Genomic DNA, 22,362 nt, shown 5'->3' with positions numbered 1-22,362 from the left:
ATGGTAATAAAAAGCAGAGCCGAGCGTCTTAGCGACACATTCGTGAAGCTTACCGACACGCTCGTTGCCGACTACGACGTCCTGGATCTGCTTCACACACTCGTGGAAGACGCCGTCGATTTGCTCGATGCTGCCCAGGCAGGGCTGTTGCTCTCTGACGCTGACGGGAACCTGCAGCTGCTGGCTTCAACCAGCGAGCAAAGCCAGCTGGTGGAGTTGCTCCAACTTGAAGCCGGCGCAGGTCCCTGCGTGGAGTGCTACCGGACTGGAGCTGTCGTCACCGTCGACGACATCAGGGACCTTGGCGAACGCTGGCCAGCCTTCCAGCAAATCGCCCTGGACATGGGTTTCCGGTCAGTGCATGCAGCACCAATGCGCGTCCATACAAGGGTTATCGGTGCCATGGGTCTGTTTGGCGCCGAAACGGGTGCCTTGAGTCCCGAAGACGCGGCCATAGCCCAGGCCATGGCCGACGTAGCAACCATCAGCCTTCTGCAGGAACGGACTATTCGGGAAGCGGGCATCCTTAACGATCAACTGCAACGGGCTCTGACCACCCGGGTGCTCATCGAGCAGGCCAAGGGTGTCATTGCGCAGACCAAGAACCTTGACATGGACAGTGCCTTCAACGTGCTGCGCGCACATGCACGCTCCACCCGGCAAAATCTCCATGACGTTGCTGAAAGTATCGTCAAGCGCACCCTGATGATCTAGCACTCCCGTTGGGACAATTCGAAATGGATCGCGCGCCGTAGTCCATTTCCTATGGACTCACGGAACCTTCCGTGCCTACGCTTGAGTTGTTGCCCCAGACCTCGGCATTGCTTGCCAGCGCACCGCTTTTTCAGCGCACCGCTTTTCCAGCGCATCCGAGGAGGCAACACCTTGTCGCTCATTAACCAGCCGCCGCCGGTGGTTCCCCCACGTTCGCCTTCCCCCGCGCAGGCATCGTCGGGAGTCCGGGTCAACAAAGTCACCAGCAGCTATGCGGGGCTCTTGACATTGATCAAGGAAGCCGGATTGCTTGAGCGCTCGCGGCGTTACTACCTGGTGCTGCTGACGCTGCTTGCCGTTTCGGGCGCCGGCGCCTGGGTGGCGTTCTTCCTCCTGCGCGACTCCTGGCTCCAGCTCGCCATCGCCGGCGCGCTCGGCGTCGTTTTCACGCAGTTCGCGTTGCTCGGCCATGAAGCAGCGCATCTTCAGGTGTTCTCGTCCCGCGCGGCAAACGAATGGACCGCCCGTCTGCTCGCCACCCTGATGGTGGGCATGAGCTACGCCTACTGGACAGACAAACACTCACGGCACCATGCACGGCCAAACGTGGTCAACAAGGACCCGGACATCGCTCCAGGCGCCATCATCTTCCACAACGAATTGCCGGGCAACCGTGGTCGGTTCTCCAGGGCCTACGGCAAACGACAGGGCTATCTCCTGTTCCCCCTGCTTTTGTTCCTTGGCTGGACTCTGCACATCGACTCGCTGAAGTATTTGCTGCGTCGAGGGCCGGTCAAGTTCCGGTGGCTTGAGCTGGGCCTGCTGGGTCTGCGTTTCGGCACCTATCTCGGAATATTGTTCCTCGTCCTGTCCCCGGGTATTGCCGCTGCGTTCATCGCGGTTCAGGTCGCGGTCTTTGGTTTGTACATGGGCGGGACCTTCGCGCCAAACCACAAAGGGATGCCGATACTTCCTGAAAACAGCCGTGCCGACTTCCTGACCCGGCAGGTGCTCACTTCCCGCAACATCACGGGCGGGAAGTTTGTGACGTTCTTCATGGGTGGCCTCAACTACCAAATCGAACACCACCTCTTTCCGGATATGCCCCGCAGGCACCTTCGCGAGGCGAGCAATATTGTCAAAGCGCACTGCCTTCTCCTGGATATTCCCTATACCGAGACCGGGCTGATGCGCTCATATTCAATCGTCATCCAGTACTTGAATAAAGTTGGCCTCGCCGCTGCCGACCCCTTCACCTGTCCCCTCGCCGGCCAACACAGGCCATAACGGTGCGACACTCTTGACCCTGCCAAAGCCAAGACTTCACGACTCAAGCAATCCATTACCGGACCCCTCCTCTTCCTCTTCATCCTCGGCGATGTGTTGGGTGCAGGGATCTACGCACTGGTGGGCAAGGTCGCGGGCGAGGTGGGAGGGGCCATCTGGATTCCCCTTGCCCTGGCGCTTTCCCTCGCAATGCTGACGGCGGGGTCCTACGCAGAGTTGGTCACAAAATACCCCAAGGCCGGCGGAGCAGCCGTCTTTGCTGAACGGGCCTTCAAAGCACCGGTGATTTCGTTCCTCGTTGGTTTTTCCATGCGGCCTGATCCACACCATCCACGGGCAGATGGTTAGGCTGGGTGGATGGCGACACTTATCCTCGTGCGGCACGGCCGCACCACTGCCAATGCCTCCGGTCTGTTGGCCGGTCGCGCCGACGGAGTCAGCCTGGACCAGGTCGGGCGTGACCAGGCGGCCCTGACCGGAGACCGGCTCGCCGCGGTTACCTTGGCGGGGGTGGTATCGAGCCCCCTTGAGCGTTGCCGGCAGACCGCCCAACTCATCCTCGACCGACAGTCCAGCGCGCCGTACGCGCCGGTCGAGACCGATCTTACTGAGTGTGACTACGGCCAGTGGCAGGGCCGGAGGCTTAGTGATCTCGCGACTGAGGACCTATGGTCTTTGGTGCAGTCCCAACCATCCGCCGTCGTCTTTCCCGGCGGTGAGTCCATGGCCGCCATGCAGGCCCGGTCGGTGGCGGCGATCCGACGCCACGATGCGGCCTTCGAGGCCGAGTTCGGGCCGGCGGCCGTATGGGCTGCCGTCAGTCATGGCGATGTGATCAAGTCAATCCTCGCCGACGCCCTCGGCATGCACCTGGATCTGTTCCAGCGCATTAACGTCAATCCCGCCTCCGTATCAATCGTCCACTACGGTGCTGACCGGCCAAGCGTCTACGCAACCAACACGGAAGCCGGGGATCTGTCCTGGCTCTCGAATGGCATCCGTTCCGCCGACGCGCCGGTGGGGGGCGGGGCCGGTCAGAAGACGCCATGAACCGCATGTGCCTAAGATACTGACATGCCTACACGTGTTCACGAGTTTGCCTGGCCCGATCGGGTTGTCATCGGCACCATTGGCCTTCCGGGAGCCCGCACGTTCTACTTGCAGGTACGCGCAGGGGCGGAAATCGTCAGTATTGCCCTCGAGAAGCAACAATCGGCCCAACTCGCGGAGAAAATAGACGAAATTCTCGACCAGCTCAGCACCATCGAAGGCAACCCTTTCAGCATTCCCACAAGTACTCCCATGGAACTGGTCGACAATGACCCGCTTGAGGCCCCTCACGAGCAGTTCCGAGCCGGTGCCATGACCCTGGATTGGGACCCGACCACGGCACAGATAGTCGTCGAGGCCTACCCCATCATCGACGTCGATACCGACGACGAACCGCGCGAAGACAACGCCGGCGACACCGAAATGATGCTGGTGCGAATGCCGGTGGGTACAGCACGCGCGTTTGCCAAGCGCACCCGTGAGATCGTGGATGCCGGGCGTCCGATGTGCCCGCTTTGCGGGTACCCCATGGATGCAGATGGGCACACCTGCACCGTTCCCGAGGTCTGATGCCGACGCCGGATCTCGCGACCGCCGAACTGAAACTCACGGGCCGCATCACCACGGCCTCAAACGCCACTTTCCTGGGGAGCATCGGCGACACCCAAGTGGTCTACAAGCCCATAGCCGGTGAAAGTCCACTGTGGGATTTTCCCCATGGCACCCTCGCTCACCGGGAGGTGGCCGCCTACCTGGTTTCGCAGGTGCTGGGCTGGAACATCGTCCCGAAGACCTGGCTGCGCGATGGTCCCCTGGGGGAAGGAATGGTACAGCTCTGGCAGGAGCAGGACCCGACCCAAAGCCCCGTGGACCTGGTGTCAATGGACGAAGTACCGGAGTCGGGCTGGAAACAAGTTCTCGAAGGCCAGGATGAGAACGGACAGATGGTTGCCCTCATCCACGAAGATTCCCCGGCCCTGCGGCGCATGGCCGTGTTCGACCTCGTGGTCAACAACGCTGACCGAAAGGGCAACCACATACTGCCCATGCCGGACAGACACCGGCACGGCGTTGACCATGGGCTCACCTTCCATAGCGACCACAAGCTGCGGACCGTGCTGTGGGGCTGGCTGGGAGATGCACTGACCGTAGAGGAACTCGACGGCATTGATCGTGTCAGCGATGAACTGCCGGGTACCTTGGGCCAAGAGCTGGCAGAGTTGCTCAGCGACGAGGAATTGGAAGCGCTGGTTGCGCGCTGCACCCGGTTGCGCTTGGCAGGGCGTTTTCCTCCGCCGAGCGGTGACATGCCTGCGGTGCCCTGGCCCCTGTTCTAGAAGAGTTGTCCAAAGGAATCAGGCGTGCTGCTGCCGGGCCGGTCAGGCCAGCCAGCGCCACCAGCGCGGCCGTTCCACCTCATCGGCTTCTTCCGGCTCCGGCTCTTCGCCCAAAGCCAGTGCCGCCTCGACGATGTCATCAGCGGTGAGCGTCATGACGGCCTCCCGGTCAAGAGCATCCAGGCTTTGTCCTTCGTCCAAGGACAGCCGCAATGCCTGCCGGTTCAGTGCCTGCTCGAACAGCGTGCGGGCGAACCGTGCGTTACCGGAGTCCTCGCTCGCATGAAGCCCGGCGAGGATTCGACGCAGCATCTGGTCCGCACCCGGCTCCAACATGTACTGGTGCTGGGCAAGCATTTGGTGAAAAATCGTTTGGAGTTCGTCCACCGAGTAGTCAGGGAATGTGATCTCCCGGGCGAACCGGGAGCGCAAGCCAGGGTTGGAGAGCAAAAAGGCTTCCATTAACCGGGGGTAACCGGCGACGATCACGACCAGCCGATGCCGATGGTCCTCCATCCGCTTGAGCAGGACTTCAATGGCCTCCGGGCCGAAGTCCGTCCGCCCGTCCTCCGGGGCCAGCGCATAAGCCTCGTCGATGAAGAGGACACCGTCCAGCGCACGCCGGATCACCCGGTCCGTCTTGATGGCGGTCGCTCCGACGTATTGCCCCACCAGGCCCGAACGGTCGACCTCAACCAGGTGTCCCTTCTGCAGCAGACCGACCGCGCGGTACATCTCCGCCAAAAGCCGCGCCACGGTGGTCTTGCCCGTGCCCGGGTTTCCGAGGAACACCAGGTGCTGGGAGGTGGCCACTTCCGGCAGGCCGTGCGCCTTTCGGCGGGCCTGGACACGGAGCATGGCAACCAGGGCACGAACCTGTTCCTTCACGGTCTCCAGTCCGACCAGCGCATCGAGTTCGGCCTGCACTTCGGACAGCGGCCGGGCCGGCCCCGGCTTGACTCCGATGAGGTCGCCGACCAGGTCGTCGACGCGCTCCGAACCGGGCAGCTTGAGCTGATTGGCCAGATGGCCAATGGTCTCACGCAGGTCATCGAGCGGATTGCGGCTGGCAGCCATACACCCACTGTAGACCCCGTACCGCTTGCTGGTTATGGTGACGGGTCGCCACGAGTTGGCGTAGGCTTTTCGCCGTCGTTGTCCTCCTCTGAAACACCTGACTGCGGAAGGGCGGCCAACAGCCTCCCAAGCAGCTCCAATTGTTCGCTGTTGATCGCCATCAGCCGGTCGATCTCCGCTTTGGCCTGCACGTCTGTGTCGAAGTCGTGCTGTGCCATTGCTGCCGCTATGGCATCCTGCCGTTTCGCTGCGATCAGCAAAATGGCACCTTGAAGGCCGGCAAGCATCGACAAGAACAGGTTCAACAGGATGAACGGGTAAGGGTCCCAGGCGTTCCCGGCCAGAAGGTAGGAATTGATGGCGGCCCAAACCACCATCGCCAAGACGAAACACCCGACGAAAGTCCAGCTGCCCATGCCGTTGCGGAGGTAGTCCGCTGCTCGCTCACCCTTGCTCAGGCCCGCGAGGTGCTGACCGTGCCAGGTCTTATCGTGTTCACTCATGAGCACAGTGGACGAGGTTGAGCTACTGCTGCGTCCATACCCAGTCCCGGATTTCCGGAAGGTCTTCAAAGTGCTCCCGGATGTAGTTGGCGTGGGCTTCCAGTTGGCTCTGGCAATGCTCCAGGAGGTGCCCGGCTCCTGCGAATTCTCCCTTGGCCCGGTGCAGTGCTTCCATCACCAGGTGATACCGGCTGACTTTGTTCAGGACCACCATGTCGAAAGGCGTGGTGGTGGTTCCTTGCTCGTTGTATCCACGGACGTGGAAGCGCTCGGGCTCCGGGCGGCCGTGCAGAAGTTGGTGCAGGGCCCGCGCATAACCGTGCCAGGCCATCACGACGTCCACGTCGGCAGTGAAGAGTTCCTGGAACTTAGCACTCGAAAGCCCGTGCGGATGGGTACCCGGAGGCGGCAGGACCATGGCATCCATGACGTTGACGACACGGACGGACATGTCCGGGACATGTTTTTTGAGGAGCCAGGCAGCCGCCAAAGTCTCTTGCGTGGGTACATCACCGGCGCAGGCCAGGACGATGTCAGGTTCCCTGCCGCTTGGGGTCCCCGGGATCTCATTACCGGCCCAGTCCCATGCCGATGCGCCCACAGCTGCGTGCTGCCTCGCCTCTTCGAGCGACAAGTACTGCGGATGTTCCTGTTTGTCGATCACCACCAGATTCACGTAGTCCTTGCTCTTGAGGACGTGTTCCGCCGTGACCAGCAGGGTGTTTGCATCCGGCGGGAAGTAGACCCTGACGACCGTGCTTGACAGTGAAATCACGGCATCGATGAGCCCTGGTCCTTGATGGCTGAATCCGTTGTGGTCGTTGCGCCAGCAGGTGGAAGTCAACAGGATGTTCAAGCTGGGTACGGGTTCCCGCCATTCCAGGTCCCGGGAATGCTGGAGCCATTTGGCGTGCTGGATGGTCATGGAAGCGCTCACCATCGCAAATGCCTCGTAACTGGCAAACAGGCCATGCCTGCCTGTCAGCAAGTACCCTTCCAGCCAGCCCTGGCACAGATGTTCGGACAGGACTTCCATCACCCGCCCGTTGACGGACACGTGGTCCGCTGCAAGCGCGGCAGCACTGCTCGCGGCCGGCTCCATGAGGCCCCTGTCGGTGGCTTCGAAGATCGCGCCGAGTCTGTTGCTGTTGGTCTCGTCGGGGCAGAAGAGCCGGAACCTTGGATCGTCGGCGGTGTCGAGGTAAATGTCCCGCAGCATCTCCCCCAACGGTTTGGTACTCTCATGCATCACTGCGCCGCGGGGAACCGGCTCTATGGCGTATTGCTTGAGCTCGGGCGTGGCGAGGTCGCGACCCCCTTTCCCACGGCTGGCGGGCAGCGACCCCATGCGCAGATCGCCCTCGGGGGCCAGCCCGGACAGTTCGGCGATCAGCCGCCCATCGGCGTCGAAAAGTTCTTCCGGCCTGTAGGAGCGCATCCATTCCTCAAGTTGCCTTAGGTGCCCGGGGTTGTCCCTGACCCCGGCCAGCGGGACCTGGTGGGAGCGGTGGGTTCCCTCCACGGCTTTCCCGTCCACGGTCGCCGGCCCGGTCCATCCTTTGGGCGTCCGCAGGATGATGGCCGGCCACCGTGCGGGGCCGGTGACTCCCTCCTTACGCGCATGGGATTGGATGGCGCGAATGGAGGCGTAGGCGGCATCCATCGCTGAGGCGAGAGCGGGGTGGACCAAGGCGGGGTCATCGCCTGACACGATGACGGGATCCCAGCCGTGTGCTTCCAAGAGGGAGGCTACGGCAAGGTTTGAGCGTCTGCCCAGCACAGTGGGTCCGGAGATCTTGTGCCCGTTGAGGTGGAGGATGGGAAGTACCGCCCCGTCCCTGAGCGGGTTGATGAACGATGGCGCTTTCCAGGATCCCTCCAGCGGCCCGGTTTCAGCTTCCCCGTCGCCGACGACGCAGGCAACAATCAGGTCCGGGTTGTCCATTGCCGCACCGGTGGCATGCATCAGCGAGTAGCCCAGCTCACCGCCCTCATGAATGGATCCGGGCGTCGCCGGACCGACGTGGCTGGCGATGCCTCCCGGCGTCGAGAACTGCCGGACCAGGGTCCGGAGCCCTTCCAGGTCTCTGCCGACGGCGGGATAAACCTCCGAGTAACTGCCCTCCAAGTAGGTATTGGCGACGACGGCGGGGCCACCGTGGCCGGGTCCGGTCACCATCAGGACCTGGGCACCCGTGCGGCGGATAACGCGATTGAGGTGAGCATAGATCAGGGACAGGCCCGGGCTGGTGCCCCAATGGCCCAGGAGCCGGGGCTTGATGTGCCGTGTTTCCAGTGGTTCCTGCAGCAAGGGATTTTCCTGGAGGTAGATTTGTGCCACCGTCAGGTAGTTCGCCGCGGACCAGTACCGGTGCAGGAGGTCAAAGTTCTCTTCTTCAGGCTTAGGATCGGTATCGGTGGTGTTCAAGTCCCGGCTCATGTCGCGATCAACCTTCCTCAGTTGGCATGGCGAGCAAAGCCGCCGTCGATTCTGCAATGGCACGTTCTTCGTCGCTGGGCACTACGAGCACCGGAAATGTGGAGTCCATGGTGCTGATCACGCGGATGCCGTCCCGGGCGGCCGTATTCAGGGCCTTGTTATTCGGGGCCTTGTTATTCAGGGCCGCGTCGATGCCAAGGCCAAGTGGTCCCAACCAGGCGACCACCTTCTCCCGGAACAGCGCAGAGTTCTCGCCCACTCCCCCGGTAAACACCAGGGCGTCGGGTCCGCCAACCACCATGGAATACGCGGCTACGTATTTGGCGAGGCGGTAGGCAGCTATGTCGATGGCCAGACGGGCCCGGGGCTCGCCGTTGCGGGCAGCCATCCCAACAGTCCTCATGTCCGCGGATCCAGCAACTGCAAGCAGCCCCGATTGGTGGTTCAGGATGTGGTCGACTTCATCCGCGGTTGCTCCGTCCTGCTGCAACAGCAGGACCACGGATGGATCCAGGTCTCCGGAGCGCGTGCCCATGACGAGCCCCTCCAAAGGTGTCATTCCCATGGAGGTATCCACACTGCGTCCATGCCCGACGGCGGTGACGGACGCTCCGTTGCCGACGTGGGCCACCACAGCGCTCAGGGTGGAAACAGGCCCGTCGAGAAACGCGGCTGTGTCCTGGCAGGCCATCTCGACGGAGATTCCGTGAAAGCCGTATCGCCGCACGGGATAATCCCGGTATAGATCCTCCGGAATGGCATAACGGGCGGCAAAGTCCGGAATGGAGCGATGGAAGGCCGTGTCAAAGACCGCAACCTGTGGCAGATCGGGCCATCGTTGGCCGGCCGTCTCGATACAGGCAACGCTGGCCGGATTGTGGAGCGGCGCCAAGGGACTGAGCCCATCAATGGCCGCTGTTACTTCCGCGGTGACACGAACCGGAGTGCTGAACTGTGCGCCGCCGTGGACAACGCGGTGTCCGATTGCTTCCGGCGCGGATCCAACGCTTTTGATGGTGGCCTCCAGTTCGTCAAAAGCGGTCTCCAGGCGATCCGGGCTGGAGCGCTCCCCCGGTGGCCAGTCAACCTGTCCTGACAGCAGGATGCCCGCAGCCCGGCCGGCATCGGCGGTCTCCCGAAGGTGGTACTTCAGCGATGAGGAACCTGGGTTCAGTACAAGGACGCGCATGTTCTCCTCTCGTCACCGGTACTGCAACGGATCGTGCCCTCCCTGTGGACCCTAACGCACTGTGCCGCACAGTGGGAGGGCCTTCCGGCCCTTGCGACGGCGGCCTGTGCCACCGATAGTGGAGACCATCACCGTTGGCAACCGAAGGGAACTCCGTTCGTGAAGAATCAGATCCTGGTTGCGCTGGACGGTTCCCGGGCCGGTGGACATGTTGCGGACTGGGCTGCTGCCCGGGCGGATTCGATGGGTTCCGGCCTGGTCTTGGTGCATGTTGTTCCCGGAGAATGGCTCTATCCCAAGGAACGCGACCGGCAGCTGGCGCAGCGACGTGGCGATGACCTTCTTGAAAGTGAAGCGGCCCGCTTGACGTCGGCCTTCCCGCGCTTGAGCGTCGTCCACCGCCGGTTATCAGGTGAACCTGCCGAAGCGATCGCCGCGTTGTCGGCCGACTACGAGTTGGTGGTGGTGGGAACGGACCGTGGACCAGGCACAGAAGGGCAAGGGTACGGTTCGGTCAGTTTCCAGGTGGCTGTCACAGGCAAGGGCAACGTCGCCGTTGTTCCTGCCGACCACCCGCAGGGTCGGTCCGGCGTGGTGGTAGGTGTTGACGGTTCGGCTGAATCTCTCTCCGCCGTGGAGTTCGGCGCTGCGGAAGCTGCAAGGCTGGGTCAGGAGTTGATCCTTGTCCACGCCACGGGCCCCGATGCGGCGTCTTCCGTGGACGCGGATGTCCTCCGCGCCTCCGCCCAGCACGCCGGCCGGCAGTTCCCGGACATCATTGTCAAGGAAAGTTCCGACGCCGGAAAAGGCCCCGGGGATGCGCTCGTGGACGCGGCCCGGCATGCGCAAGTGCTGGTCATGGGGCGCAAAGGCCGCGGAGGATTGCGCGTACTCCTCGGCTCCGTCGCCCAGCATGTGCTGCTGCACGTTCAGTGCCCCACCATCCTGACGCGCCCCGGAGAAAAGGGACCTGACGGCAGTTAGCGGGTATCGCCGTCGTGCCCGTCGGCAGCGGAGGGATCCAGCGGCGGCCACCATTTGGACGGTGGGCTGATGACGAACCGGCGTCCGCTGATCTCTGTTGGCGTGACCCTGACCAGGACGTCCTTGGCACCAGGCTGCCACGGGGAAAGACCGGCTTCGACGGCCTCCTGGATGTCCTCTAGCTGGGTGACAAATTCGGGGCTTCCTTTGAGGATGACGCTCCAGGCGACGGTTCCGTAGCGGTTGAATCCATCGGCTTCCAAGGAAAGGGCGGATCCCTCCCGGAGGGCGTCGAGTTTCGTTCCCGGTCCGGTCCTGAAAAGGACGGTTCCAAACTTCGGGACAAAGTTCACCGGGAAAATCTCCGGCAACCCGTCATTGATGAGGGCGATCCTGGCGATGGACACCGACTGCAGATACTTCCAGCAGTCGTGGACGCTGAGTTCCTTGGTGTCCTCTGCCGTTGATGTGTTCTCCATAGCGCCGAGCCTAGCGCCTTCGAACCGGCACGTGTAGGGCATAAGGTCCCCTCTGCCGACGGTCGTCCGGGCTTCTCCCAAGGACTGCCCGGGCGCCAGAGCCGAAGGTCATGGTGCAAGGCCGCGGGACCTTCGGCCCTGTCGTGGCCGATGTGCCCGCCATAGGATCACGTTCATCAGCTCTCAGCTGCCCACCCGGCGCTGTGGCCCCTACATCACGCAGGAGAAACACCGTGGAAAACGACGAACGACCAGGCACCGTCCTCTCCGAAGCAGACTCGTGGAAGGTGCTCGAACGGAACCAGCATGGTCGCCTGGCCGTCAGTGTCCTGGGAGAGCCGGACATCTATCCGTTGAACTTTGTCGCCCACGAAGGTCGATTGCTCCTCAGGACGAATCCGGGAACAAAGCTGGCCGAACTGACCGTCAACGAGAAAGTTGCCTTCGAGGTCGAGGAGATCGTCGGGTCCGAGGCCTGGAGTGTTGTCCTCAAAGGCAAGGCAAGGGTGATCGAATCCCAGACAGAAATCGACGAGGCGGACAAACTTCCGCTCAAACCGTGGATCCCCACCCGCAAATACACCTACGTGGAGATCACCCCTACAAGGGTCCACGGCCGCTACTTTGAACTTGGGGACGAGCCTGAGCGGTACTGACTCCTTGGCCCTGCCGCTCGCGGGACATCTTTGAGGCACGCGGACCCAGTGCCCTGAGCGCGTTCAGGATCGTCGCCAGATCCACGAACTCCTGGAGCAACGCCCCTGCTACCGCCGGGATGACTCCCGCCATTGCCACCACCATCAGGCCAAGACTGAGCACGATGCCCGTCCAGATGCTGGTGCGTGCGATCCGCATGGTGTGTTGGCCGATATCCACGGCCAGCGCGGCCCGTGACAAGTCATCGAGCATGATGACCACATCCGCGGACTCGCTTGCCGCAGTGGCACCTTTGGCACCCATGGCAATGCCGACGTCGGCTGCCGCCAAAACGGGGGCGTCGTTGACGCCGTCGCCGACCATCATGACCGGCCGCAGCGTCAGCGCCTTGACGGCCGCGACCTTGTCCGGCGGCAGGCACTCGGCCACCACGTCGTCAATGCCGGCACTTTGGCCGATGTGGCGGGCCGTGGACGAGGCGTCCCCGGTCAGGAGCATGGTGTGCCGCACACCCAACCGGCCAAGTTCCGCCAGGGTCTCAACGGCATTGGACCGCAAGGGATCGCTCATGATGAGCGTTCCGGCGAACTTTCCCCCGACCCCCGCGTAAACGGCGAGCTGTCCGCCTTCCAGCCTTGCGCTCTCAAAGCCGGTGGTGTTCTCTTCCACGAACGCGGGCTTTCCCACAACGACCGGCACCGACCCGACCTCGGCGCGCACGCCATTGGTGGCGTGTTCGCTGGCACCTGTCGCCGGCAGCAGCGACAAACCGCGTCCGCGGGCCGCCGCAATGACGGAGGCGGCGAAAATGTGCGATGAATACTGCTCGGCAGATGCCACCAGCTGCAGGAGATCATCTTCTGACAGCCCTGTCCCCGGAGCGAGACGAATCCCGGCCAGGACGGGTTTTCCCTGCGTGAGTGTCCCTGTCTTGTCGAAGACCGCCGACTTCACCCGGCTGAGATGCTCCAGCGTGCCTGCGTTCTTGATGATGATCCCCGCCTTGGCGGCCCGGCTGGTCCCGGCCAGGAAGGCCACTGGCGCGGCGATCAGCAGGGGGCACGGTGTGGCCACCACCAGTACCTGGACAAAACGGACCGGATCCTGGCTGAGCCACCAGGCCACGCCCGCCATGACGAAGGCAACCAGGGTGAAAGGCACAGCGTACCTGTCAGCCAGGCGGACAGTCGGGGCGCGGCTTGCTGCGGCCTCCCTCACCAGGCCGATGATCTGGTTGTACTGGGAATCGATCGCGGATGCCGTGGCCACCATGCGGATTGCGTCGGCCCCGTTGACGGAGCCGCTGAGTAGCAAGTCACCGGTCAGCCGCTCTGCCGGAAGGCTTTCGCCGGTCAGTGCGGACTCGTCGAAAGTCCCGACGTCGGACAGCAGCCTTCCGTCGACCGGGACGGTTTCAGCCGGCTTGACAAGAAGGACGTCTCCGGGCGCGACCAGGTCAACGCCGATATCCTCCACCCGGCCATCCGCCTCGCGGTGGGCGTGGCGTGGTGTACGTTCGAGGAGGGCACGGAGCTCCTTGGTGGCACGGCCCTGGGCGAAGTCCTCCAGGGCTTCACCCCCGGTCAACATGAGGACAATGACCAAGGAGGCGATGTACTCTCCCACTGCGGCTGTCGCGCCGATGGCGGTGACAGCGAGCAGGTCGATGCCCCACCTGCCGTGGAAAAGGCCCTTGACCATTGTCCCGGCGCGGTAAAGCGCCACGGAGAGGGCGTAGATGGTCGCTGTGCCCTGTGCTGCGGCGCCGTTTCCGCTGAGCAGCAGTGCCCCCACGGCGAGCATGGCCAGTACGGTACCGGCGACCAGCGGGAACCGTGCGAGCAGTGTCACTGGGCGTGCCCCCGCGGCGGGCGGTCACCCACGGTGATTCCTGCTGAGGACCACTTTCAACGCTTCGGTCTCGGTGGCCCGGGAGAAGGTGTCGTAGGCGTCCATGAATCCGTCGAGGGGGAAATGGTGGGTAGCGAACTTGTCGGCCGGCAGTTTGTGCTGGGCCACCAGCCGGAGCAGCATCGGGGTGGTGGTCGTGTTGACCAGACCCATGCTGATGTTGATGTTGCGGATCCACAGGTCCTGGAGAGGCAACTCGACCGGTTTTCCGTGGACGCCGATGTTCGCTACGCTGCCGCCGGGGCGCACCAGGCGCAGGGCCATCTCGAAGGTCTCCGGAAGCCCTACCGCCTCCATGGCGACGTCCACGCCGGCTCCGTCGGTGAGAGCCAGGACGTCGCTGGCCCATTGCGGGTTCCCTGGGTTGACGGTGTGGGTTGCCCCGAAATCGGCTGCCCGGGCCAGGCGGCTGTCATTCGGATCAATGGCGATGATCGTTGATGCTCCGCAGAGCCCCGCCGTCGCCATTGCCGCAAGGCCAATGGGCCCGGCGCCCACCACGGCGATGATGTCCCCAGGGGCCACCCGGCCGTCGAGTACGCCGATTTCAAAGGCAGTGGGAAGAACGTCTGACAGCATGACCGCCTCGTCGTCGCCGACGCCGGCCGGCAGCTTGTGCAGGGAGTTGTCCGCGTAGGGTACGCGGACGTATTCAGCCTGGGTTCCGTCGATGAGGTGACCGAAGATCCAGCCCGTGCCCACCTGCCCTTCGCTGCCCAGGCAATGCGAGAAGAGTCCCTTCCGGCAGTTGATGCAGTGCCCGCAGGACTTGATGCAGGAGATGATGACACGGTCACCCTGGCTGATGCCGCTGACGGAACTACCGGTTTCGGTGACCGTACCAACAGCTTCGTGTCCAAGGATGCGGCCGGGTTGAACGGCGGGGACGTCGCCCTTGAGGATATGCAGATCCGTACCGCAGATCGTGGTTGTATCAACGCGAACAATGGCATCGCCGGGCCTGGTGATGACCGGATCCGGAACATCCTTCCAGGCTTTGACGCCTGGGCCGCCGTAGACGAGGGCTTTCATGACATGAGGTCCGTCCTGTGTGAGGCCCCGCTACAGCCCTTAACCCGGGTGCGGGGCGGTTTGGAGAAGGCGTCAGCGGAATACCTGGGCGCGTGCGTCGTTCAAGGGGGTTCCCCAGAGATCCGGCCGTTTGGTCTTGAACCTCCGGCCGGTGAGTGCTTCAGGCGCCAGGCGCAGGTAGTTGTCCTTGGTGCCCGGCTGCCAGGGATCAAGTCCGAGTGCGTCGACGACAGCCTTCTCCCGGCGGTCCAGGATCACGTGTGCCCGTCCACGGGCCACCACGCTCCATGCCTTTTCGCTGACGGGCTCGTAGCCGTCGATCTCCAAGGCACACGAGGTCGTCATGGTGCTCCAGAACTTGGTGCCCGCACCTGTGCGGAAGACAATGCTGTCGCCGTCCAGGACGTAGTTCACCGGAAAGACATCAGGATGCCCGTCCACGAGTACGGCCAGCCGGCCCACGTTGGTTTGATCCAGGAGGTCCCAGCAGTCGTCCGGGGCAAGCCGCTCAACGGCGGCAGCAGGCTTTGTGTTCATGCCCTTGACGCTAACGGCGGCAGGCCGCCGTCGTTAGGGCCGTTGGTCCCGGCTTCCCCCACATGCCGGCTACTCCAATGACGCCCGGGTAGCGTCGTCCAAGGGACTCCACCAGGTCAGTGGCGGCGTGACCTTGAAGCGTCGTCCGGTCATGGCCGTCGGAACGATACGGACAAAATGGTCCTTCCGGCCGGCCTGCCAAGGGAAGAGCAACAAACCGACGGTGTCCAGCACTTCCTGCGTCAGTTTGATGCTTTCCGCTGTTCCCTTGACGACGACGCTCCACGCGACACCAGTGTCGGAATCCACGCCATCTGCTTCGATGGCCACAGGTGTTGCGCCGAGGGCCGCGTGCAGCTTGGTGCCTTCTCCTGTTCGGAAAACCAAGGTTCCGTGATCCACCTTGAAGTTGACGGGGAAAATGTCGGGATGATCGACTGCCCATACTGCCAGGCGCCCAACTGAGACACTGCGGAGAAGCTGCCAGCATTGGTTGGCGTCGAGCTTCTCCGCCTCGGGAATTGCAGGTTTGTTCATCATGCGACGACACTAGGACGGCCGACGGTTCCGTGACAGGGTACAAAGACCCCCTGCCTGATCGACTGATGGGGCGTCCGCTGATGGAAGGCCTAACGAGTCCCGGAGTAGGCTGGCACCCAAGGAGCCGGGATGCCTCGGAGAGGGTCGCCGGCCTTGGTGAAAGGCAGCGATGAACGACACTCCGGACCCACACGGCACACCACCGGGCGTACCCGGCGTACCGCTGGAGGAACTCCTCAAGGACTTCGTGGCGAGGGCCGGAGAATTGCTCCAGGCCCAGGAAAGAACGCGAGGTCTCCTCGAAGCCGTGGTGGCGGTGGCCGAAGACCTGGGCCTGGAGTCCGTGCTGGAACGCGTGGTCGCCTCAGCCTGCGACCTGCTCCGGGCCCGCTACGGCGCTCTGGGAGTAATAGGCGAAGATGGCGGGCTCAGCCACTTCATCACAGTCGGCATCGACGAAGACCTGGCAAGCCGCATCGGCCCTCTCCCCACCGGGCACGGAGTCCTGGGGCTGCTGATCACCGATCCCATGCCGCTGCGGCTCCACGATCTCAGCCGGCATCCGAACGCTTACGGTTTTCCAAAGCATCATCCGCCGATGAAGTCATTTCTCGGAGTGCCGGTCCGGGTCCGCGACAAGGTCTTCGGGAACCTCTATTTGACGGAGAAGGACGGCGGAGAAGACTTTACCCCCGAAGACGAGGATCTCGCCGTCGCCCTCGCCGCGGCAGCCGGGGTGGCAATAGAGAATGCCCGCCTCTACGAAGACGCCCGCAGGCGGACCTCGTGGCTCGAAGCCTGCATGGACATCACCGGCAGGATGCTCGACGACGGCCAGCCTGAAGGTGCCTCCCTTGACCTGATCGCGGAAAGGGCAATGCGCGAATCCGGAGCAGAACTGGCCTTGGTGCTGCTGCCTTCAGCGGAGCAGGCCGGGGAATACACCGTTGAAGGCCACGCCGGCAGAGATGATGGCATGGCCAATGCCGCCCCGGTTAAGGGACGTGTCCTGTCCGTGGCCTCCACCGGCATTCAAGGCCGCAACGATGGATCGTCCTCAACCGTCCAGGACCCCTGGCGCCTCTTCCCCGTCGACCGGGCCGGGCAGCCGGGAACCCTGCTGGCAATGGACCTCAGCGCCCAGGGCGACCATCAGGGGATCCTGGTCGTTGGCCGATCATCCGGAAAGGGGGCTTTCTCCACAACCGACGTTGAGATGGCTTCGGTGTACGGCTCACACATCGCCTTGGCCCTCGCCCTTGACCGTATCCACCGCCTGCGTGAACAACAGGTGGTCTTTTCTGATCGGGACAGAATTGCGCGGGACCTCCACGACCTGGTCATCCAACGGCTTTTTGCCGCAGGACTCAGCATCCAAAGTTTGCGGCGCTTTGGCGCAGCACCGTCGGTCGAAGGACGCATCAACGCCATCACGGACGAGCTGGACACCAGCATCAGGGACCTCCGCAATACCATCTACTCCCTCCGGGCCACCGGAGACGATCGCGAGCTCCTGAGCACCCGCATCATGCAGACCATCCAAACAGGAGCCAAAGCGCTCACGCACGCACCGCACCTGACGTTGACAGGCGCGATCGATTCCCTTGAAGACGACGTGCTGGTCGAGCACCTCCTGGCGGTCCTGACCGAAAGCCTCAGCAATGCCGTGCGCCATTCCGGCGCGGAAACAATCACCGTCTCCGTGGCTGTGGAAGATGACGCCTTGACGATGGAGTTGGCGGACGATGGCTGCGGCTTCAGCGAAACAGGTTCCGGCAACGGACTGGACAATATGGTCCGCAGGGCGGCGGAACTCAACGGTTCATGCATCATCACCAGTACGCCGGGCAAGGGGACATCCCTGACGTGGACCGTCCCGCTGCGCTGAGCGGGACCGGTATCAGCGGCCCTTGCCGGCATTCGCCCCTGGCGCATTGGCCATGAAGACGGCGGCTTGGGTCCTGCGCTCGAATCCCAGCTTTGCCAACAACGACGACACATAATTCTTGACGGTCTTCTCCGCCAGCAGCATCTCCTCGCCGATCTGACGGTTGGTCAGGCCCTGCCCCACGAATTCCAGGACCCGCCGTTCTTGTGGAGTCAGGGACGCAATCCGGGGATCAAGCTTCTTTGGTTCAGTAAGTCCGCGGATAATCCGCGCTTTGACGTCTTCATTGAACAAGGATTCACCCTTCGCTGCCCGCCGCAGCGCACCCAGAAGGTCAGTTCCCCCGATTTCCTTGAGGATGTAGCCCGCCGCGCCGGCCAGCACTGCACCCCGCAGCGCCTGCTCGTCGTCGTAACTGGTCAGGATGAGGCAGTTCAGCGCGGGGTCGATGGACCGGACGTCCCGGCATACCTCAATTCCGGTGCCGTCAGGCAGCCGCGCGTCCAGGACGGCGACATCGGGATGGAGGGCCGGTATCCTGCGCGTCGCTTCCTCCGCCGACCCGGACATACCAACGACTTCGAAACCTTCACTTTCCAACAGTTCCTGCAGCCCCCGACGAACCAGTTCGTGGTCATCGAGGATGAACACGCGGATGGGCTTCGCCGTGACGCCTGTCGGGCCGGGTTCCTCAAAACGATTCATGGTTTCCTCTCCGGCGGGGGCGGCACCGCACATGCCGATCTTTGAACACCTCCAAATTGTTGCCGACGTGTTCGTCGGGTTACAAGGGCCTAATGACCCTGCACAACCTTCGTGACTTTTGGCCCTGTTGCCGTTCGGCGATTAAACGGACGCTGGAACTACGGGAAGACCGGACGCCACCTTGCAGGAGCTTGGTGGTTCTATCAAAGAAAAAGGAGCAGTATCACCATGAAGAAATGGACGCGATGGCAGGACTGGACAGTGGTCGCCGCTGGAGCCTACGCGGCCCTCTCAGTGCTGTGGACCACGCAAACTGGATCCTCGACGGCGGTAATGGTCACCTTGGGCATTCTTCTGGTCATCGGAGGAGTCGTTAACCTGGCCGCCCCGGGAATGCCCGCCGCGGAATGGGCGCAGGCCATTATTGCTGTGTCTTTGCTGCTGGCCCCGTGGGTTGCCGGTTTTACCTCCGCTACGGCCACTGCGTGGAGTGCATGGATACCAGGGGCGGTGGCTTTGGTAGTTACAGCGCTGGCCATAAAACCAAGCACGGAGGAATACCGGCACCACCACGTCATGCCCTCGGCATAACCAATCCGGAATCTGGCGCCTGAGCACCGCTCGGCGCCAGATGCTTACCCGATTACTTTCCCCTTTTCCAGCCGGCCCGAATGAGTGGACAGGTCACCATGCAGAACAAGCAAGCAGCCAGGCTTCGGTTCCTCGGCGCAACAGACTCCGTCACGGGTTCGCGGTATCTCATTGAGTTCATGGGCTCACGGGTACTGGTGGACTGTGGCCTCTTTCAAGGCTACAAGCGGCTCCGGGAACGCAACCGGCGGCCCTTCCCGGTCTCACCGTCTTCCGTTGACGCCGTTGTCCTGACCCATGCCCACTTGGACCATACCGGTTACGTCCCTGCCCTGGTCCGCGACGGTTTCCGAGGCCCCGTTTACGCCACGCACGGAACGGAGCAGCTCTGCAAACTCCTGCTGCCCGACAGCGGGCACCTGCAGGAAGAAGAAGCCCGCTACGCAGTCCGGACCGGTTCATCAGTGCACAAACCTGCCCTTCCCCTCTACACCGCGGCTGAGGCCGTCAAGTCGCTTAACAGCTTCAGGCCCGTCGACTTTGACACAGCCATCGAAGTTGCCCCCGGAGTCCGGGCCACGTTCGTCCCGGCCGGACACATCCTGGGGGCAGCCCAAATACGGCTCGAGGTGGGAGGGCGGTCAGCCCATTTCACTGGAGACCTGGGCAGGACGGATGATCCGTTCATGTACCCGCCGCGCCAACTTGGGACGGTAGACGTCCTGGTAACAGAGTCCACCTACGGCAACCGGCTCCATCCAAAGGGCAGCCCGGAGCACGAACTGGCTGATGTGGTCAACAGGGTCGTCAAACGAGGAGGCGTGATTCTAATAGCGGCGTTCGCTGTGGGCCGCGCAGAGACACTGATGCTCCAACTGTCCCGGCTTCGCCACAAGGGACTCATTCCGGATGTGCCGGTCTACCTTAACAGCCCCATGGCCATCGATGCCTCCTACATGTACCAACAGCATCCTGAGGAGCACAGGCTGCGTCCTGAAGAATTCACCAGCATGTACCAGCTGGCCAAAATGACCCGCAGCGTGGATGACTCGAAACTTCTCAACCTCCGCGGAGGCCCGATGATCATCATTTCCGCCAGCGGGATGCTCACGGGCGGCCGGATTCTCCACCACGTCGAAGCCTACGGTTCCGATCCCAGGAATGCCCTTGTCCTGAGCGGCTACCAAGCGGCTGGAACACGGGGGGCGGCCCTTGCCGCCGGTTCCCGCGAAATCAGGATCTATGGAAAGAATGTCCCGCTGCGGGCCGAGGTAGTTCAGCTCGAGGGGTTCAGTGCCCACGCCGATGCGGACGCGATCATCCAGTGGATGCGCTCCGCTCCCCAGGCACCGGCAATGACTTACATCACCCATGGGGAACCGGAAGCCTCCGACGCCTTGCGTTTACGCATCAAGCACGAACTCGGGTGGAACGCACGGGTCCCGGAATACTTGGAAGAGGTCAGTCTGGATGCCCCGGACTAGCTGCACAGCCAGGGACGTTGGGGTAATCAACGTCCAACAGCGGGACTTCCGGCCCTAACTCCCGGAGACGGGACACAGGAAACTGGACATGCAACCCCCGGACCCATCGCTCCGGGACATATCCAAGAAGAACGGGACAGCCATGAAGGAAGCAATTGTCGTTGGTGTCAACGATTCGCCCAGCAGTGACGCCGCAGTACGGTGGGCCATGCAGAGGGCTGCGGCCCTGAAGCTGCCCGTACAACTTGTCCACGCCGTCGACGACCGCTGGGCCTATGACGCCGTCGGATATAACGAATGGATCCGGGAGTCCGGCGAGACTCTTCTCGCCGCCGCGAAAGACCACGCCAGCAAGCTGGAACCAACTGTGGAGATCTCCACCGACCTGGTCTCAGGGGGGTCGGGCTACGCTCTTGGCAAGAAGTCCAAGAAGGCCTCCATGGTGGTGGTCGGCTCCGGGCACGGTTGGGTTGGTGGTTCTCTGACGGACCGGGCCTTGCAGGTAGCCACGGTGGCCCAGTGCCCGGTGGCGGTCATCGGCGAGCATGACATGTCGAACCGGCACGGCGTCCTGGTCGGTGTTGACGGTTCGGAAGAATCCACGCAGGCGGTCGCGTTCGCCGCCGCTGAGGCGGATCGGACAGGCCAGGAGCTGACGGTGCTGCATGCCTTCCATTTACCGGAACCAGTGGTGAGCCGCGGCATGCCCCCCGGTAACTACTCCGAACTCGTTGCCGAACAAGAGCGCGTGGTCTTGTCGGAAACAGTTGCGGGTCTGGCGGATACCTATCCCGACCTTGCGATCCACCAGGTCCTCGAAACCCGCATGCGACCGGCGGAAGCACTGCTCGCATATGCGGCCACCGCGCGCCTGCTGGTTGTCGGCAGCAAGGGCCATGGCGCCTTCAAACGACTGCTGCTCGGATCCACGGCGCATGCGGTGCTCGGCAAGATTCCCTGTCCGACCATCATTACGCGTCTTCATACAGTGAAGCACTCCGAATAGGACGGGCGGCCCTGGCGCAGTGGTCCGGCCATCGTGATCCAGGGCCTCCGCACTGTTCCTCGCCGGACATCACGTCATTCCCTGCCATCAGGCCGGCGGGTGCCTGACGACTATCACCGGACAACCGGCGTGATGGAGAACCGCATGGGCGGTTGAGCCAAAGCTGCCACTGACTGCACCTTGAGCAGAGGTGCCCACGACCACAACCTGGGCACCCCCCGCTGCCCCCACCAGCGTCCCCGCCACGGAGGTTCCCGACAGGAGGCGGTCCCGGACCTCCAGACCCGGCCAGGTGTTGCGTACTGACCGCAAGGCCGAGTCGAGCATCTCCCGCTTTTCGGTTGCACCCGCTTCGTAGAAAGCGTCTTGGTGAAATCCGTGGTGTCTGTGGACGTGCACGATTTTGAGCACAGAGTGCGCCAAAGAGGCGAAGTTCGCCGCATAGCGGAGAGTGGCCTCCCAGCCTTCGTCAGCTATGCCGACGACGACCGGCCCATGGGGTCGTTCCGAACCTCCGATGACGGCCACAGGGCAGGCTGCCGTGGAAGCCAATTCGAGGCTGACCGACCCAATCAACAATCCTGGAAATCCTTGCGCACCACGGGTGCCGACGACCAGGAGGGAAGCTGTTGCCCCCAGCTTGCGGAGGTTCTCAGCCGGCCACCCATAGACCAGGCTTGTTGCGATTTGCGCGTCTGCAAACACTTCGCGGGCGAGAGCCACCCCATCGGAAACAATTGATTCCGCTGCGTGCCTCAGACCGCTGCCTGCTATACCCGGAACCGGCCCCATGTTGTGGGTAAACACCGGCCAGAGCGAACAATGCACCACATTGAGGATGAAGCCGCTCCTGCGCGCCTGCATGGCAGCCCACCGCACAGCTTTGCCCGCCGCGTCGGAACCGTCGTACCCGACAACGATCCGTTCCTCCTCATTCATCGCCGCGTCCCT

At 63.0% G+C, this 22,362-nt stretch carries 22 protein-coding genes and 1 pseudogene; 12 read left to right on the top strand and 11 right to left on the bottom strand.

Annotated features, from left to right (window positions below; all coding sequences use genetic code 11):
* The 6 genes and pseudogenes from ACNAOU_RS10255 (at position 1) to ACNAOU_RS10230 (ending at position 4,388) form a co-directional block, all read left to right on the top strand.
* Positions 1–714, top strand: a complete 714-nt coding sequence (locus ACNAOU_RS10255; protein ID WP_422758590.1) for a GAF and ANTAR domain-containing protein — start codon at positions 1–3, stop codon at positions 712–714.
* A 171-nt stretch (positions 715–885) separates the two neighbouring features.
* On the top strand, positions 886–2,001 hold the full coding sequence (locus ACNAOU_RS10250; protein ID WP_422758589.1) for a fatty acid desaturase family protein: 1,116 nt from the start codon (positions 886–888) through the stop codon (positions 1,999–2,001).
* Between the two features lie 54 nt (positions 2,002–2,055).
* Positions 2,056–2,313: pseudogene (locus ACNAOU_RS10245) on the top strand (amino acid permease); the annotation flags it as partial.
* A 45-nt stretch (positions 2,314–2,358) separates the two neighbouring features.
* Positions 2,359–3,051, top strand: coding sequence for a histidine phosphatase family protein (locus tag ACNAOU_RS10240; protein ID WP_422758588.1), 693 nt, complete (start codon positions 2,359–2,361; stop codon positions 3,049–3,051).
* Between the two features lie 24 nt (positions 3,052–3,075).
* Complete coding sequence (locus ACNAOU_RS10235) at positions 3,076–3,621, top strand: DUF3090 domain-containing protein (protein WP_422758587.1); 546 nt, start codon at positions 3,076–3,078, stop codon at positions 3,619–3,621.
* On the top strand, positions 3,621–4,388 hold the full coding sequence (locus tag ACNAOU_RS10230; RefSeq protein WP_039241076.1) for an SCO1664 family protein: 768 nt from the start codon (positions 3,621–3,623) through the stop codon (positions 4,386–4,388). The genes ACNAOU_RS10235 and ACNAOU_RS10230 overlap by 1 nt, the downstream gene beginning before the upstream one ends.
* 42 nt (positions 4,389–4,430) lie before the next feature.
* Here the strand turns inward: ACNAOU_RS10230 and ACNAOU_RS10225 are convergent, their stop codons facing one another.
* Genes ACNAOU_RS10225 through ACNAOU_RS10210 form a run of 4 tightly spaced genes read right to left on the bottom strand, consistent with a single transcriptional unit; the run spans position 4,431 to position 9,597 of the window.
* Positions 4,431–5,465, bottom strand: a complete 1,035-nt coding sequence (locus ACNAOU_RS10225; protein WP_055976214.1) for an AAA family ATPase — start codon at positions 5,463–5,465, stop codon at positions 4,431–4,433.
* Between the two features lie 32 nt (positions 5,466–5,497).
* Positions 5,498–5,968, bottom strand: coding sequence for a DUF1003 domain-containing protein (locus ACNAOU_RS10220; protein ID WP_055976217.1), 471 nt, complete (start codon positions 5,966–5,968; stop codon positions 5,498–5,500).
* Between the two features lie 22 nt (positions 5,969–5,990).
* Entirely contained in the window at positions 5,991–8,408 is a 2,418-nt protein-coding gene (locus ACNAOU_RS10215; protein WP_055976220.1) for a phosphoketolase family protein, read from the bottom strand.
* A gap of 7 nt (positions 8,409–8,415) precedes the next feature.
* Positions 8,416–9,597, bottom strand: coding sequence for an acetate/propionate family kinase (locus tag ACNAOU_RS10210; RefSeq protein ID WP_422758586.1), 1,182 nt, complete (start codon positions 9,595–9,597; stop codon positions 8,416–8,418).
* A gap of 159 nt (positions 9,598–9,756) precedes the next feature.
* Between ACNAOU_RS10210 and ACNAOU_RS10205 the strand changes: the two genes are divergently transcribed.
* Complete coding sequence (locus ACNAOU_RS10205; RefSeq protein WP_422758585.1) at positions 9,757–10,581, top strand: universal stress protein; 825 nt, start codon at positions 9,757–9,759, stop codon at positions 10,579–10,581.
* Here the strand turns inward: ACNAOU_RS10205 and ACNAOU_RS10200 are convergent.
* Complete coding sequence (locus ACNAOU_RS10200; RefSeq protein ID WP_422758584.1) at positions 10,578–11,060, bottom strand: pyridoxamine 5'-phosphate oxidase family protein; 483 nt, start codon at positions 11,058–11,060, stop codon at positions 10,578–10,580. The genes ACNAOU_RS10205 and ACNAOU_RS10200 overlap by 4 nt on opposite strands.
* A gap of 233 nt (positions 11,061–11,293) precedes the next feature.
* Between ACNAOU_RS10200 and ACNAOU_RS10195 the strand changes: the two genes are divergently transcribed.
* Positions 11,294–11,716, top strand: coding sequence for a pyridoxamine 5'-phosphate oxidase family protein (locus tag ACNAOU_RS10195; RefSeq protein ID WP_018779696.1), 423 nt, complete (start codon positions 11,294–11,296; stop codon positions 11,714–11,716).
* On the opposite strand, the gene ACNAOU_RS10190 is transcribed toward ACNAOU_RS10195, so the two are convergent.
* The 4 genes from ACNAOU_RS10190 to ACNAOU_RS10175 form a co-directional block, all read right to left on the bottom strand.
* Complete coding sequence (locus ACNAOU_RS10190) at positions 11,661–13,520, bottom strand: heavy metal translocating P-type ATPase (protein ID WP_422758677.1); 1,860 nt, start codon at positions 13,518–13,520, stop codon at positions 11,661–11,663. The two genes, ACNAOU_RS10195 and ACNAOU_RS10190, sit on opposite strands and share 56 nt — an antisense overlap.
* A 72-nt stretch (positions 13,521–13,592) precedes the next feature.
* Positions 13,593–14,660 (bottom strand): zinc-dependent alcohol dehydrogenase family protein, encoded by a 1,068-nt coding sequence (locus tag ACNAOU_RS10185; RefSeq protein ID WP_422758583.1) that lies wholly within the window; start codon positions 14,658–14,660, stop codon positions 13,593–13,595.
* A 72-nt stretch (positions 14,661–14,732) separates the two neighbouring features.
* Positions 14,733–15,197, bottom strand: a complete 465-nt coding sequence (locus tag ACNAOU_RS10180) for a pyridoxamine 5'-phosphate oxidase family protein (RefSeq protein WP_018779699.1) — start codon at positions 15,195–15,197, stop codon at positions 14,733–14,735.
* 69 nt (positions 15,198–15,266) lie between these two features.
* The gene (locus ACNAOU_RS10175) at positions 15,267–15,737 is read right to left on the bottom strand and encodes a pyridoxamine 5'-phosphate oxidase family protein (RefSeq protein ID WP_018779700.1); all 471 of its coding nucleotides are present in this window, start codon (positions 15,735–15,737) and stop codon (positions 15,267–15,269) included.
* 169 nt (positions 15,738–15,906) lie between these two features.
* On the opposite strand from ACNAOU_RS10175, the gene ACNAOU_RS10170 reads away from it, so the two are divergent.
* A complete protein-coding gene (locus ACNAOU_RS10170) occupies positions 15,907–17,625 on the top strand; it encodes a GAF domain-containing sensor histidine kinase (protein ID WP_422758582.1) in 1,719 nt (572 codons plus the stop codon).
* A 12-nt stretch (positions 17,626–17,637) separates the two neighbouring features.
* Here the strand turns inward: ACNAOU_RS10170 and ACNAOU_RS10165 are convergent, their stop codons facing one another.
* Positions 17,638–18,330, bottom strand: a complete 693-nt coding sequence (locus ACNAOU_RS10165) for a response regulator (RefSeq protein ID WP_055976492.1) — start codon at positions 18,328–18,330, stop codon at positions 17,638–17,640.
* Positions 18,331–18,558: 228 nt separating this feature from the next.
* On the opposite strand from ACNAOU_RS10165, the gene ACNAOU_RS10160 reads away from it, so the two are divergent.
* From ACNAOU_RS10160 to ACNAOU_RS10150, 3 genes are all read left to right on the top strand, one after another.
* Positions 18,559–18,921, top strand: a complete 363-nt coding sequence (locus tag ACNAOU_RS10160; protein WP_422758581.1) for an SPW repeat domain-containing protein — start codon at positions 18,559–18,561, stop codon at positions 18,919–18,921.
* A gap of 98 nt (positions 18,922–19,019) precedes the next feature.
* A complete protein-coding gene (locus ACNAOU_RS10155) occupies positions 19,020–20,405 on the top strand; it encodes an MBL fold metallo-hydrolase RNA specificity domain-containing protein (protein WP_422758676.1) in 1,386 nt (461 codons plus the stop codon).
* Positions 20,406–20,493: 88 nt separating this feature from the next.
* A complete protein-coding gene (locus ACNAOU_RS10150; protein WP_082010175.1) occupies positions 20,494–21,411 on the top strand; it encodes a universal stress protein in 918 nt (305 codons plus the stop codon).
* Positions 21,412–21,498: 87 nt separating this feature from the next.
* Here the strand turns inward: ACNAOU_RS10150 and ACNAOU_RS10145 are convergent, their stop codons facing one another.
* Positions 21,499–22,350, bottom strand: coding sequence for a universal stress protein (locus ACNAOU_RS10145; RefSeq protein WP_422758580.1), 852 nt, complete (start codon positions 22,348–22,350; stop codon positions 21,499–21,501).
* Between the last annotated feature and the right edge of the window lie 12 nt (positions 22,351–22,362).

The sequence above is a fragment of the Paenarthrobacter sp. C1 genome (assembly GCF_049315185.1).
Lineage (GTDB): Bacteria > Actinomycetota > Actinomycetes > Actinomycetales > Micrococcaceae > Arthrobacter > Arthrobacter nicotinovorans.
Note: the sequence above shows the minus strand (reverse complement) of the source record. Positions and strands in the feature narration are given on the sequence as shown.